This is a genomic window from Pantoea allii (assembly GCF_002307475.1).
GTDB lineage: Bacteria > Pseudomonadota > Gammaproteobacteria > Enterobacterales > Enterobacteriaceae > Pantoea > Pantoea allii.
On sequence record NZ_NTMH01000047.1, the window covers coordinates 1 to 13,450 of the forward strand.

General features: G+C 53.0%; 12 protein-coding genes. 6 read left to right on the forward strand and 6 right to left on the reverse strand.

Translation table 11 applies throughout. The features are described 5' to 3' along the window. Together vgrG and CMR03_RS21540 are read right to left on the reverse strand one after the other, a co-directional pair. Window positions 1-1,719: type VI secretion system tip protein VgrG (vgrG, locus tag CMR03_RS21535; RefSeq protein WP_096012602.1), on the reverse strand; the 1,719-nt coding region annotated here is incomplete at its 3' end. A 1,770-nt stretch (window positions 1,720-3,489) separates the two neighbouring features. Next, a complete protein-coding gene (locus CMR03_RS21540) occupies window positions 3,490-3,972 on the reverse strand; it encodes a cold-shock protein (protein WP_063879484.1) in 483 nt (160 codons plus the stop codon). A 293-nt stretch (window positions 3,973-4,265) separates the two neighbouring features. Here CMR03_RS21540 and CMR03_RS21545 point away from each other — a divergent pair, with 293 nt between their 5' ends. The 5 genes from CMR03_RS21545 to CMR03_RS21565 all read left to right on the forward strand — a co-directional run bounded on the left by CMR03_RS21545 (window position 4,266) and on the right by CMR03_RS21565 (window position 8,502). Further along, window positions 4,266-4,931: a haloacid dehalogenase type II gene (locus CMR03_RS21545; RefSeq protein WP_063879483.1), complete on the forward strand. Its 666-nt coding sequence runs from the start codon at window positions 4,266-4,268 to the stop codon at window positions 4,929-4,931. A 31-nt stretch (window positions 4,932-4,962) separates the two neighbouring features. Then, entirely contained in the window at window positions 4,963-6,012 is a 1,050-nt protein-coding gene (locus CMR03_RS21550; protein ID WP_244181411.1) for a phosphotransferase, read from the forward strand. Between the two features lie 14 nt (window positions 6,013-6,026). Continuing rightward, complete coding sequence (locus CMR03_RS21555) at window positions 6,027-7,394, forward strand: aspartate aminotransferase family protein (protein ID WP_063879481.1); 1,368 nt, start codon at window positions 6,027-6,029, stop codon at window positions 7,392-7,394. A 10-nt stretch (window positions 7,395-7,404) separates the two neighbouring features. Beyond that, a complete protein-coding gene (locus CMR03_RS21560) occupies window positions 7,405-7,914 on the forward strand; it encodes an Lrp/AsnC family transcriptional regulator (RefSeq protein ID WP_063879480.1) in 510 nt (169 codons plus the stop codon). A gap of 198 nt (window positions 7,915-8,112) precedes the next feature. Next, window positions 8,113-8,502, forward strand: coding sequence for a hypothetical protein (locus tag CMR03_RS21565; protein ID WP_244181412.1), 390 nt, complete (start codon window positions 8,113-8,115; stop codon window positions 8,500-8,502). 171 nt (window positions 8,503-8,673) lie between these two features. Here the strand turns inward: CMR03_RS21565 and CMR03_RS21570 are convergent, their stop codons facing one another. Further along, complete coding sequence (locus CMR03_RS21570; protein WP_096012604.1) at window positions 8,674-9,582, reverse strand: LysR family transcriptional regulator; 909 nt, start codon at window positions 9,580-9,582, stop codon at window positions 8,674-8,676. Between the two features lie 153 nt (window positions 9,583-9,735). Between CMR03_RS21570 and CMR03_RS21575 the strand changes: the two genes are divergently transcribed. Then, window positions 9,736-10,461 carry an SDR family oxidoreductase gene (locus CMR03_RS21575; protein ID WP_096012605.1) on the forward strand — a complete coding sequence of 242 codons (726 nt, stop codon included), beginning with the start codon at window positions 9,736-9,738 and terminating at the stop codon, window positions 10,459-10,461. A 233-nt stretch (window positions 10,462-10,694) separates the two neighbouring features. On the opposite strand, the gene CMR03_RS21580 is transcribed toward CMR03_RS21575, so the two are convergent. The 3 genes from CMR03_RS21580 to CMR03_RS21585 form a co-directional block, all read right to left on the reverse strand. After that, the gene (locus CMR03_RS21580) at window positions 10,695-11,828 is read right to left on the reverse strand and encodes a glutathione-independent formaldehyde dehydrogenase (RefSeq protein ID WP_063879477.1); all 1,134 of its coding nucleotides are present in this window, start codon (window positions 11,826-11,828) and stop codon (window positions 10,695-10,697) included. 421 nt (window positions 11,829-12,249) lie between these two features. Then, entirely contained in the window at window positions 12,250-12,435 is a 186-nt protein-coding gene (locus CMR03_RS25110; protein ID WP_141248575.1) for a hypothetical protein, read from the reverse strand. Between the two features lie 205 nt (window positions 12,436-12,640). Next, window positions 12,641-13,348, reverse strand: a complete 708-nt coding sequence (locus CMR03_RS21585; protein WP_096012606.1) for an alpha/beta hydrolase — start codon at window positions 13,346-13,348, stop codon at window positions 12,641-12,643. Between the last annotated feature and the right edge of the window lie 102 nt (window positions 13,349-13,450).

The window sequence follows — 13,450 nt, forward strand, 5'->3', positions numbered from 1 at the left end:
CATCTCCAGCACCTGGCCCTGTGCTTTCGTCTGGCCATCAGCGCTGATGAACATCCCTTTGTGTGCCCGGATGGCTCCCCACTTATCCGTCCGCAGCTCAAAACCCTCACCGCGCTTCTGCTTCTCAGCATCCACTAAATGTCCGAGATTCAGCTGGCTCTTGCCGCCGTATTCGGTGGAAATCTTGATGTGCTCTTTACCGCGCTCGTCATCGAGGCGGATTTTGTTGTTCGCCGGGGTACGCAGCACGTTACGTTTGTAGTTGCGGATGGTCACGTGGTCACCGTGGGCCGAGTCGTGCAGCACGCCTGCGATGTACGGCCGGTCCGGGTTGCCGTCCTCAAAGCCAATCGCCACCTCCGTGCCCGCCAGCAGCGGCAGGTGCAGACCGTAGGTGTCCCCGGCATACGGGCGGGACTGGCGTACCCACAGGCTCTCGAATCCGGTTTCCCAGTTATCGCGGTCGAACAGCATGTTTACCCGGTAGCGGCCGTCTTTATCAATGTGGCCGTAGGTGTCGTTTTCGGTGGTGCTGGTGACGCGCGCCGGTACGGTGCCGGCCATCACCGGGCGTAAGCCCGGCTCCGGGCGGAAGCAAAAATCCGTGCTGTCCGGGATGCCCTCAAAATGCACGCGAAAGTCTTCATCCCGCCGCGCCCGGCTGTGCATCGCCGTGATGACCACGCCCTGCGCAAACACCTCCGCCACTTCATAACCGCCGGTGACTTTCAGCACCTGACCCGGAGAGAGGGTCGGGCAGCTGGTGATGGCCCGGGTCTGCGTCTGGCCGTTCAGGTAACGCTCATGCCGGATGCGGGCATAAAACGCACCGGACTCCGGTGCCGGACTGCGGTCACAGGTACGGCCCGGTGACAGGTAGTTATCCGCCCAGTGGTAGGCATCGCCGTAGGTGGTCGCATCCCCGCGGGTCACGTCCACCAGAGCGTTCATGTCTTCCGTGGCCTGACGGTAGTTGTAGTCCCGGGTGCTGACCTGCTTCTGCACCACGCTGTGATGACTCTCCATCCCCCACACCGAATCCACGCCCTGCGAGTGCTGCCCCGACGGCGGCACCGACGGCAGCGTCAGGCCTTTCTCATAGCCCTGCTGACCGTCGCAGAACTCCACCACGTCGATGTTCAGGCGCGTGTCGGTGGTGAAGCGGAACCAGATACCGACCTCGCCCAGCAGGCGGGTGATGAAGTGCAGGTCGTCCTCACCGTACTGCATCACCTGCTCACGGCGCGGGTACTCTTTTGACAGCGAGAACAGAAAATCCTGACCGCGCATGTTGTGGCGCCCGCGCAGAATTTTTTCCACAATCTGCGGCACCGACATGTCCTGGTAGATGGCGTTCTGGTGCGAACGGTCAAGCAGCGCCAGGCGCGGCCGGAGCGTCAGGGCATAGCGGGTTTCCTCTTTAGAAGTGCTGAGGCGCTCAAAGCCGGTCACCACGCCCTGAATCACCCGTAACGTCTGCTGCACTTTACTACCGAAACCCGTGTCAGCCGGGGCCTGCAGCGTCAGGGAACCGGGCTTCATCAGCATCATCTCTTTGCTGATGGCATGGTCTGTACAGGTGAATTCAATCCGGTAGCGGAACGGTCTGCTTAAGGCTTCATCGCCTTCAAAAGCCAGCACATCAAGCTCTGCGCCACATCCCTTCACCGAAAGCCGGTGGTGGTTGTGACTGAATCTTATGGGGGGATTGTTGCTCATATGTCCACTCCTTGTGTCCGGTCAATTTCCAACGAGACAGCGTCTTCCTCGCATCATTCCAGCGTCAGCGAGGTCAGCATCTGTTTTTCCGCTATATCAGTCAGCCACCTGACTCATTTCAGGCAGTATTTGCTGAGTCAACAGGCTGTTACCCGCCAGAGAAGCTAATAACCCTGCTTCCTGCACCACTTATATGAATACTTTTCGAAAGCTACAGACGGTGTTGAGGTTTTTGTTTGCCGTGCCCGCCGCACAAATCCTGTCTGAGGACATCCCTATCCCATTTGTTGCGGCGCGCCAGTAACATCAGATGCCTTTACTCTGCTCCAGCAGTTTCAGCCGCCAGTGCTTAGGCAGCATTTCTGCGCACGCGGATTTGGCACAGGCAGACAGCGGCTTCCCTGGCATGGGCACAATAAGCATTCAAACGGTGTAACAGACTGGCTGGGTTTTCTATTTTTTGCTCTTCCGAAGGATTCCGGGCACGCTACCGCCCTTCGCTGTTTCCCGTTATGGGGAACTCACAGCGCGCGGGGTCAGGCAGACAGTTTTTTGCTCAACGTTCGAAAAGGTTCTCAGCCAAAAAGAAAGGCCGACAACTCCGGTATCTGTCTTGAAGCTTGCTCAGAAAAACCTTTCGTATTCACAACGTGAGACTGATTTTGTTTTCACCGCCTTTACCTGCACACGTATTTTTAACAGTCAGATGAGTTTTCGGTAATATTCGAAAACACCGGCGTTGAGGTTAGTTTTATTAACGATGAGTTTTTGCATATGACCAGGCGCCCGACGCCCTGGCCGTTACGGCAATCATCCCTCACCGGGCACCTCAGGGAGGGGATTTATTGCTTACCGGCTCCGGCTTTATGCAGATATTTTTTAGATGGGTACGTGCTTCTGACGCGTTATTCTGGAAATCTTGATCCATTACATTATCCTTGTATCGCTGTAAGCAGCCGGGACACCTCCGTGTCCTGCGGACAATAATAGGACAATCTTCAACCAGATATCAAATCAATAGATTATTGCGCTAATGTTATAATTTAATTGAATTTTTAATTCCAATTTTAACATTAATTTCTGTCAACTTTAAACAACCATAAAAACAAACAAAAAAATTTATTCACCAAAAATAAATGCAAATAACATCTTTATTAAAAATGTTGTAAACCTGACTGATGCGAGCGTTTTTTTAAAATCTTCTTTACCTGGCAGGAAAAGCCTCAACAGAAAACAAAGCAATGGAAATGCTGACGTATTAAATTACAGTTAAAAAACCAATTTTTTTAATTTTGATAAAAATAAATTAATTATGTACTGAAAACACAATTACACGCCTGACAGTCACATCGTCAACTACGATCACAGCATAAGCCAGTGCAGTAAAAAGCACGGCGCGCGCTGTATTACAAAACAACGAAAAGCGCATTCCAGAAGACAGCCCTGGCCTGACATTCATACATGCCAGAACCTTAATGCTGACCCATAACCGCTGGATTGCAGACGAAGGGTAACGGAACAGAAAAGCGAAACCCTCGCTGAATGAGAGCCATTCATTCACCAAGGTAATCTGATATTCGGTTACAGAGAGAACTTATTAAGGAGTCTGTAAGGTGTAAAAGACAGGCACCAGAAGCATTGGCGAACACAACTATCCTGTTCGAAAGCGGCCGAAAGCACCAAAGAGACCCAGCGATGGGGTGCACCGGAATGCTTACAGGCTGCCAGTGCCTTGTTGAGAAAGGCGCTGGCAGTTCTGGCCCGAAGCTGTCAGACCTTGAGCAGTTTCACCGTGGCATCGATATCAATCTCATCCTCAGAGAAGATTAAGGTCGCCCCCTGAAAAGTGGTGATCGCCAGTTTCTTCAGCGTACGCATCTCATCGGCCTGGTCGGCTGATTTGGGTTTGATATTGTTCATCAGAATGCCCACAGACAGCACTGTATTTTCTTTATCAATGCGGCTACTGGCAGGGACTTCTTCGCTGTAAACCACAAAAGACTTAATGGCGGTAAGCTTAAGCCGCTCGCCCGCAATGAAGATGTATTTGCTTTCCGGCAGGACTTTCACCGCATACGCCGACAGCCCTTTATTGTTCGTGGTGGGCTCAAACGTGACCGACGCATCTTTCTTAATCAGATCAGGGTTGGCGACCTTAATCACGTGAAAATAGCGGTTATCGCCGTTTTCATCTTTTATAAAGCCAAAGCCTTTATCCTGAAACCAGGTTGTGATTGTTCCATTCATCGCCATTACCGCCTACCTAATCGTTAATCTACTCAATTTTTTCAGCGCGCAGTGTAAAACACAATGCAGGCGCAAACTACGCCTTTGGGCTAAGTCGGGCTGATAAATTTCTGCGCTGCCGGTGGGCGGCCCCGGGGAACGACGCTGACGAAGCCATCGGGGCATGATTAACGCTATGCGGATAATGCCGCGTGCTATGGCGAATTGAGCAAAAACCACTCCATTCAGTGGTCAATAAGAAATTATCTGTTCGCTCACCACGATATACTTCTTTTATACAAATGAAAGGGGTTAATCACATGATTTATAAACCAAAATTTATCAGCTTCGATTGCTATGGAACGCTAATTAATTTTGAAATGGGACCGACAGCAAAAACACTTTTTGCCGATCGCATCGCAGAACAGCGGATGCCCGCCTTTCTTGAAAGCTTTCGTTTCTATCGTCTTGATGAAGTGCTGGGCGACTGGAAGCCCTTTTTCCAGGTGGTGGAAAACGCCATTCAGCGGGCCTGTAAAGCTCATGATGTGGATTACCGCGATACTGACGCGCAGGCCCTCTATGACGCCGTGCCCACCTGGCAGCCGCATCCTCACGTTGTGGAAACGCTGGAACTGATATCCCAACATTTTCCTTTAGTGATCCTGTCGAATTCGATGACCGATCTTATCCCACACAGCGTCGCCCATCTTAAAGCGCCCTTTCATGCTGTCTATACGGCAGAAGAGGCGCGTGCCTATAAGCCGCGTGCGCAGATTTTTGAATACATGTTTGACCAACTGGGCTGCGGGCCAGAACACATCATGCACTGCTCCTCCAGCTTCCGTTATGACCTGATGACGGCATCTGACCTCGGCTTTATGGGCAAAGCATTTATCGATCGTGGGCATGAGCCCGCCGTCGACGGCTATGGCGTTGAACGGCTCACCAACTTCCGCCAGCTTGCCGGCCTGTTGGGCCTTTGATTTGTCTCCAAAGACGGTAAAGCGAGGGAAAATGATGCTTGATGAACACACCAACCCTGCTGTCGCATTGAGCACAGCCGCGCCGGCCCTCTCACTTCCGGCCATTCAATCTTTAGTGTCTGAAATGTATGGCATTGAGGGCAACATTCGGTCACTGGCCAGTGAGCGCGATCAGAACTGTTGCATCGAGCAGGCAGACGGCACGCGCTATGTGTTGAAGATCAGTAATCCCTCTGAAGCGCTGTCGATTGTGGATTTCCAGATTAAGGCGCTCAACCATGTCGCTGAGGTTGCACCCGACCTGCTGATTCCGCGTGTTGTGCGGACGCGCAAAGGACAAGATTGTGACAACGTCACTCTTGCTGATGGCGCAAAAACCACTGTCAGGATGCTGACCTATCTGGACGGGATGCAGGTTAAGGACACGGACCGAACGCCTGCACAACGTCGTTCCATGGGCACCTGCCTCGCCCAGCTCGATCTGGCTTTACAGGGTTTCACACATCCTGCCGCCAGCCACGATCTACTGTGGAACGTTTCTGCCGCACATCGTCTGATGGATAAGCTGGAAGAACTCGTCGACCCCACGCGCCGCAGGCTGGCGGAGAAATTTATGACGCGTTTCACCACGCACGTCCTGCCGCGCCTGTCGGCAATCAGGGCGCAGGTCATCCATAACGATTTTCACCTCTACAACGTGATGGTGGCACCAGAGGAGCAGGACCGCATTACCGGGATTATCGATTTTGGCGACATGCTTTATGCCCCACTGGTGGGCGAAGTCGCGACCGCTGCGGCCTTTCAAATGTCAGGCCAGCCCGATCCGTTTGAAGGCGCGGCCCAGTTCGTGGGTGCCTATCACAAAACGCTCCCGCTCAACGACATGGAGCAAGACATCGTTACCGATCTGATGGCCACCCGTCATCTGATTACCGTCCTGATTACCGAATGGCGCGCGGTCCGCTATCCCCATAACCGCGCCTATATCATGCGTCATAATCCAGCCGCCTGGGAGGCGCTGTCCTTCATGGCGGATCTGTCTCGCGATGCGGCACGTGACCGATTGCTGACTGAACTCTGAAACGGGAGAAATTAATGAAAAGCACCACCGATCTTAATATGGTAAACGCCTATATCCCCGGTCAGGCCGACGTGGGACCGGAAACGGCCGCGATGATCGAAAGGCGCGATGCGCTGTTGGGTCCGGCTTATCGTCTGATGTACGAGCATCCCTTACACATCGTGCGCGGTGAAGGCGTGTGGCTTATCGATCCTGAAGGCCGTCGCTACCTGGACATTTATAACAATGTGACCTCACTTGGGCATTGTCATCCTGCCGTCACCGAGGCCATTTGTCAGCAGGTTAAAACCCTCGCGACGAATACCCGCTACCTGCACGACACCATTCTGGAACTGGCCGAACGTCTGCTGGCAACCGTGCCGGAAACGGCGCTTGCGCATCTGATGCTGACCTGCACAGGCAGTGAAGCCAACGATCTGGCCTACCGTATTGCCAAAATACGGACCGGCGGCACCGGCATCATCGTGACCGAAACTGCTTACCATGGCATCACGGACGCGGTTTCTCAGTTCTCGCCCTCGCTGGGCACCTCGGTTGACCTTGGACCTCATGTGCGTCTGGTGCCCGCGCCCCGTCTCTACCATGCCGAGGGGGCCGATCTCGGCGAGCGCTTCACGCGTGATGTCGAAAACGCCATTGCCGATCTGCAGCGCCACGGCATTAAGCCCGCCGCGCTGATCGTCGATTCGCTGTTTACCAGCGATGGCATCCTGCCTGGCACAGCGGGTTTCCTGAAAGGCGCGGTCGATGCCATCAAACAGGCCGGAGGATTGTTTATTGCCGACGAGGTGCAACCCGGCTTCGGACGCACGGGCGAAAACATGTGGGGCTTTCAGCGTCACAACGTCATCCCGGACATCGTTACGCTGGGCAAACCGATGGGCAACGGTCAACCGATTGCCGGGCTGCTGGCCACGGCTGACGTTCTGGCAGAGTTCGGTCAACGCGCCCGTTATTTCAATACCTTTGCGGGCAATACGGTCTCCTGTGCCGCCGCGCTGGCCGTCCTGAAAACCATTGAACAGGATGACCTGATTGCCCATGCCCGCAAGGTAGGCGCGCTTCTGCTTGAGGGCATTACCGCCCTCAGTCACAAGCATGAAGCCATCGGCGATGTGCGTGGCGCGGGCCTCTTTGTTGGCGTGGAACTGGTTTCCGATCGCCCTTCCCGTACCCCGGACCGCTGGCTAACCAGTCAGGTGGTGAACAGAATGCGCCAGAAAGGTGTCTTGCTGAGTGCATGCGCAATGGGACATAACGTGCTGAAGATTCGTCCGCCCCTGGTGTTGACGGCGGAACAGGCGCAAATGATAATCGAGGTACTCGATCAGTCGTTAACGGAAGCGACTGCCGCCAGGGCGTCACAGCCCATTCCGAGGTAATCACCTGTCTATGTCACATCCTAAGCCTCTCGATCGTACTGATATCAGAATACTTGAGCATCTTCAGCGCGAGGGGCGTTGTTCAATAGTTGAACTGGCTGAGGCGATTAGCCTCAGCCCCAGTCCCTGTTTAGCGCGTACCCGGCGCCTGGAACAAAGCGGCATTATTTCGGGTTACGCCGCCAGGGTCACGCTGAACAAACTGGGCAACAATCTGGTGGTGTTTTCCGAGATCACGCTCAACAGCCATTATCCTGCCGATTTTATTAAATTTGAATCCGGCGCCTGTCAGTACCGGGAGATCGTGGAGTGCTATAACATCAGCGGCGGCTACGACTATCTGTTGAAAATCATCGCTCCCAATTTATACAAGTTTCAGGACCTGATGGAGCGTTTGCTGGAAGATGAGATTGGCATAGCAAAATTCGCCAGCCGCGTGGTACTTCGGCAACCCTGGCAGTGGCGCGAGGAGCCGCTAACCGAGATTGCGACCGGCCAGACAAGCTGGAAGCAAGGCTAACGGCGCGCCCGACATCAGGCAACGTTTTCACTCGCCAGATCATCCATTTTAGGCTCCGGTGGGCAAAGCCAGAGACTCAACAAACGGCGCGCCTTCCCCGCTCGCGCCTGTGCCGACAGAGACGCTTTACCTCAACGTATTACTGATGCAGCATGGAAAATGGCTATCCCGATGTATAACCTCTGAACGGTGTGGGAAATGATCATGCGACTTGAACTGGCTGTCCTGCTATTTGCAGGTTCAACCGCAGCCCCGGCAGCAGCACCTGCCGACCATGCCTGGCAAACTTACATGGCTGAACTCACCCGGCAGTGCCCGTCTAAGCACCTGGAATGGCTCGCTCCGGCTGATATTCGTGATGCGCTTGATGATTACAAATCACATCTGAATACCGATTTACAGCATGCGATGACGGCTTCTGAACATCACCGCTGCCAGGGCGTTTCGGCAGGTGCGACATGTGACAATAGCGGTGACCTGGATATCGCGCAGAAAAACGGTCTCATCCCCTCTGTGGCGGCCTCTTTTTGTCACCGCTTTGTGAGGTGCAGCAAGCAATCGGACTGCGACAGCCAGAGCGCACCCTGACGCAGTCTTAAAATTTACTGCGCTTCCTCTGTTAACCCCGACCGAACGGTTTTGTATTAACCCAGCGGGTCGCTCAAGACATCTCCCTTAAAACGCTAAATCTGCCTGCGCCTTAGCCTGTTCGCGAGCATGGCCCGGCGCACTTGCTGCATCGCATCACGACATGAATCGTTAGCACCTGCCTTCATCCGCAAATGCCTCGCGCTCCTCTTTAAGAAAATCAACAAATGCGCGCAACGGCGCAGACATAAACCGGCTGGGAAAATAGAGCCACGGCCCTTCAAAAGCAGGCCACCATGCTTCAAGTAACGGATGGAGTTCGCCTGTCTCAAAGTGAGGCTGAAGCCAGTTTTCAAACGTCGCGATAATGCCCTGGCCTTTTATTGCCAGATCGATCGCCCCCGACACACCATTGACCCCGATAGTCAGACGTCCGGGCGCATCGACGCGGACAGTTTCTCCGTTATGCGCAAACTCCCATGGGATAAGCGCGCCACTGGAATATCGCAGGCGAATGCAGTCAAGTTCCGTTAACCTGGCGGGATGTGATGGCGAGCCGTGAGCGGCGAGATAAGCCGGTGACGCCGCCAGCGCTAAACGCTGTTGACGAGGGCCGATGGGAATGGCAATGGCATCCTGGGCAAGGTGCTCGCCATAACGTATTCCCGCATCGCAGCCTTCCGATGTGGCTTCGATGAGGCGATCATCGACCATGATTTCCACCTGTAAGCGCGGATGACGAGCAAGAAACCGATCAATCAGCGCGGGAAGGATATCCACCATGACGGCACCCGTGACGTTCAGTTTAAGCACCCCGCGCACCGCCTGCTGAGAGCTGGCAACGTCGTTCAGTATGCTCCGCATTTCGCTGAGGAGTGGCGACATACGTTCGGACAACATCCGGCCGGCTTCAGTCGGCGTTACGCTGCGCGTCGTGCGGATAAAAAGCGGCACGCCAAGGCTCAGCTCAAGCGCGGTCACCCTTTCACTGACGGTAGAGGGAGACAGCCCCAGCTTTTTGGCTGCCGCACGAAAGCCCTTAGCATTAAACACTGCCAGAAAAATCGATAAATCATTCATCTACACGGCCTACGATTGTTCGCCATTTCGATCAGGTTATTCGTATTAGCCTCTGTTATCAAACAGCATTGCCTGGGCTATAAATGCTGAACACGCCCGGTAATGCGTTTAGCGGGGCCATATCACCAGCAGAGATAACTGAGGCAGCAGAAAATGACCAACAAAAGTGTTCTTATCACCGGCGCGAACAAAAGCATTGGATTTGAGACGGCCAGGCAACTGGGCTTACTGGGTTATAAGGTCTGGTTGGCTTGTCGTGACGAGCAGCCTGGCCACGCAGCGCTGAACACGCTCGCCGCAGAAGGGCTGGATGTGCATCTGACGGTGATGGATGTGACCCAGGCCGCCAGCGTTCAGGCGGCGGCTGAACAGGTACTGAAGTCAGATGGAAAACTGGATATTCTTATCAACAATGCTGGCATTGCCGGGATTCAACCTGTCGCCCCCAGCGAGCAGCCAGTCAGCGATATTATGGCGGTGTATAACACTAACGTTTTTGGTGCCATCAGCGTGACCCAGTGTTTTATTCCGTTACTTAAACTCGCGCCTCAGGCCAGAGTGATTATGGTGAGTAGCGGGCTGGGATCGCTGGCGTGGGTCGCCGATCGGGCGCATCCCTATTCACGCGTCCAGGCAATGGGTTATACCAGTTCGAAAACGGCGATGAATGGCGTGACCGTGGCATTCGCTCATGAACTTACTGCGTTTGGCATTAGCGTAAACGCCGTCGACCCAGGCTACACCGCCACCGATTTTAATGGGCATACAGGCTACAGAACGGTTGAGGAAGCGGCCGATGGCATTGTCTGGCTTGCCGATCAGGCTCCCCAGGCGATGACTGCGGGTTTCTTTTTTGATCGAAACCGCGCGCCCTGGTAATCGCCCTTGCAGTCACCTTGTCGGTTAAAAGAATCTCACGCTTTTCGCCCTGGAAGCGATCCGCGCATCATGCTCATGGATGGGGCTTACCTTCAGCTAAGGCTTCCAATACCGACAGGTCTGTTTTACTGATAAAGAAAGGTTTTCATTTAGAGGCTGAACGCCCGCAGTCTGGTTCACACGCACTTGGGCGTACTCACCAGACCGGGGCAATCATGGTAATGACGAACGACTTAAGGTTTTAAAATCACTTTTGTCCAACCGCTGTCGCGATCGTCAAAGTGCTTATAGCCTTCTGCCGCTTCAGACAGTTTTAAGCGATGCGAGATAATCTGCCCTGGATTCGCTTTATCCTGCGAAATCAGTCGTGCAAGCTGGCGGTTATAAGCTTTAACATTCGCCTGACCGGTACGGATGGATTGTCCTTTGAACCAGAAACTACCAAAGTCAAAAGGCATTTTGCCCTCTTTCGCCAGATCAGTCGCTGCACCCGGGTCCTGTGGAACAAACACGCCCACCACGCCAATGCCGCCCGTGGCTTTTGTTGAGGCAACCAGGCTGTTCATCGTGTCAGAATTGTCTTCAACACCATGTTTGTTACAGCACTGATAGCCCACACATTCACAACCGCAATCGGTGCCGCGACCATCGGTGAGATCGAGAATCTTATTTACCGCATCAGCGCCCGTGGCATTAATGGCAATCGCACCGATTTTTTCCGCCAGTGCCAGCCTGTCGGCATGCGTATCGACAACATAGACCTCCGATGCGCCTTTGATAATGGCCGAATGCGCTGCCATGAGTCCCACCGGGCCGGCACCGTAAATAGCCACACTTTCACCAGCTTTTAAGCCCGCAAGCTCTGTGGCGTGCCAGCCGGTCGGGAAAATGTCGGACAGCATGACGTAGTCATCTTCCTTCTCAACCGCATCGGGCGGTAATACCAGGCAGTTAAAATCGGCAAAGGGGACGCGAAGCAACTCGGCCTGACCGCCTTCCCAACTGCCCATTTCGGCAAAGCCATAGGCAGCGCCAGCAGTACCAGGGTTGGCTGTCAGACAGTATCCCGTCAGGCCTTTTTCACAGTTTTCGCAGAATCCACAGCCTACGTTGAACGGCAGGCAGACATAGTCACCTACGCTGATTCGCTCTACGCCACTGCCAATTTCAACCACCTGGCCCAAATTTTCATGCCCTAAAATACGGCCCTGCTCGAAGCTGGTGCGTCCTTCATACATGTGAAGATCCGAGCCGCAGATATTGGTGGTGGTGATGCGAACCAGAACATCGGTGGGGCGGACAATTTTGGCATCGGGCACATCTTTAACTGAAACATCAAAGGGTCCGTTATAAACGACTGCTTTCATACTCTTTCCTCTCGGGTCATTGATGATTCTGCGTTAGCGTTTCCTTATTCACAGGACATGGCAATACAGAATCAGCGTTATCTGGCTTATTCATTCGGCCTTTGGCGGATAATAAAGTTACTGCGAAGATAATGCGGTTTTTCTTAAAAAAGCATTTCAACCAAAACAAAATTAATTATCGACAAAGAAATTTACGCCTGTAAAAAAAGGCATTTTCAGACTATTCCGGCCTGATTTGTCACAAATAATAATGTTGTCGTTTGAAATGATGGCAGTGCCAGTCAATCAGGTAGTTATAAATACCATTCGCCGTCTTGTTTGCTTTTAATCACCTTTCAAAGCGTAACTTATATGACGGAAATTGCAGGCAGCCAGAGGAAATAAATGAATAAAAATTTAATTATACTTACTAAACAGCAGCTTATTTCACTTCAATATTATGTGATCGGACGTTACAGAGAGGATAAGCGAAACCGTAAAATGATTCATTTTTAAGCATTGATTTCAGCACCCATGGTAATGTCATGCCAGTGATAACGATATTTCCTCCTCCAGGCAGATACTCATAATTCGCTATCATGCTAAGCACGCCTCCGTTTTTATTCATTATTGACCCCATTATTTTTACTACCGCGCACCGCGAATTAAAATACGGGTTACAACAGGGCGCTATTTCATTCAATGACGTTTATCCCTGCCCTGGCTTCTGGTCATGGGTAAAATCATCGCGTTATTGATAGTCAGAGGGTGAACGCGTTTATCTCGTTAGCGCCCCTCTTAACCCAGCCGCTGTTTGGCTGTGCCCTGTGGCACTAAGCAGTAACAAAATGGGATATCTTTTCGCCCAAATCTAAAAGAAAAGTATCACGCGAGGCAAAGGAATCGGTGACGTGCGGAGGCAATGTATTCATAAAGGTAAAATGACCGGCATCTTTCACAACATGAAGATCTGTCTGCGTGTGATGCGCTAATGCCGCGTTGAGAAAGAGGGCCTCTGAAAGTGGCGTAACGCTGTCCTTTTCACCCGCCCAAATCTGAACAGGGAGGTTGACGGATGCCAGCGACGACGGCGCGCGAAAAAAATCTGCTGGCGGTGCTAAAAGCACCAGTTGATTTAACCTCTGCCTGCCGTCAAAAACGACCGACTCTCTTGCTTTGGTCCAGGCTGTGGCCCCGGCGTGCATCAATAACATCACCGTGCCAAGTGAATGCCCAACCCCGGTTATCGAGTCATAGTGGTTGCAAAAGTTGTTCCCGGCTAAGGCGAGCCTTTGGCTACGTTCCAGCAATTCAGCCCTGGAGGGAAAGGGAGAGGTCAGGCGTTCAAAATGCGGCGCGACAACGGAAATACCCTGCCGGGTAAAGGTCTGCAGAAGCTCAAGGTGGCGCAGTGGGCTTCCCCCCAGCCCGGCGACAAACAGGATACATCGCGTCGCCTCCTTTACCTGCAACAAGGTGACTTCAACATTTTTGTCTGCGTGTTTAACGATGGAGGTTTCCACCCCAATGCGTCTAACCATGATGATGGCACCCCTAACAAGTTATCACAGGCGTTGGAATGAATGTTTTATGCCCTGACTCGTAAGCTAAAAACGCCTCCCTGCACGAGGAGATGTGCCAGG

Coding starts and splice junctions, on each gene's coding strand:
- CMR03_RS21575 (WP_096012605.1), top strand. CDS start 9,736: ATGACCAACAAAAGTGTTCTTATCACCGGCGCGAACAAAAGCATTGGA.
- CMR03_RS21560 (WP_063879480.1), top strand. CDS start 7,405: ATGTCACATCCTAAGCCTCTCGATCGTACTGATATCAGAATACTTGAG.
- CMR03_RS21550 (WP_244181411.1), top strand. CDS start 4,963: ATGATGCTTGATGAACACACCAACCCTGCTGTCGCATTGAGCACAGCC.
- CMR03_RS21585 (WP_096012606.1), bottom strand. CDS start 13,348: ATGGTTAGACGCATTGGGGTGGAAACCTCCATCGTTAAACACGCAGAC.
- CMR03_RS21580 (WP_063879477.1), bottom strand. CDS start 11,828: ATGAAAGCAGTCGTTTATAACGGACCCTTTGATGTTTCAGTTAAAGAT.
- CMR03_RS21555 (WP_063879481.1), top strand. CDS start 6,027: ATGAAAAGCACCACCGATCTTAATATGGTAAACGCCTATATCCCCGGT.
- CMR03_RS25110 (WP_141248575.1), bottom strand. CDS start 12,435: ATGAATAAAAACGGAGGCGTGCTTAGCATGATAGCGAATTATGAGTAT.
- CMR03_RS21540 (WP_063879484.1), bottom strand. CDS start 3,972: ATGGCGATGAATGGAACAATCACAACCTGGTTTCAGGATAAAGGCTTT.
- CMR03_RS21565 (WP_244181412.1), top strand. CDS start 8,113: ATGATCATGCGACTTGAACTGGCTGTCCTGCTATTTGCAGGTTCAACC.
- CMR03_RS21570 (WP_096012604.1), bottom strand. CDS start 9,582: ATGAATGATTTATCGATTTTTCTGGCAGTGTTTAATGCTAAGGGCTTT.
- CMR03_RS21545 (WP_063879483.1), top strand. CDS start 4,266: ATGATTTATAAACCAAAATTTATCAGCTTCGATTGCTATGGAACGCTA.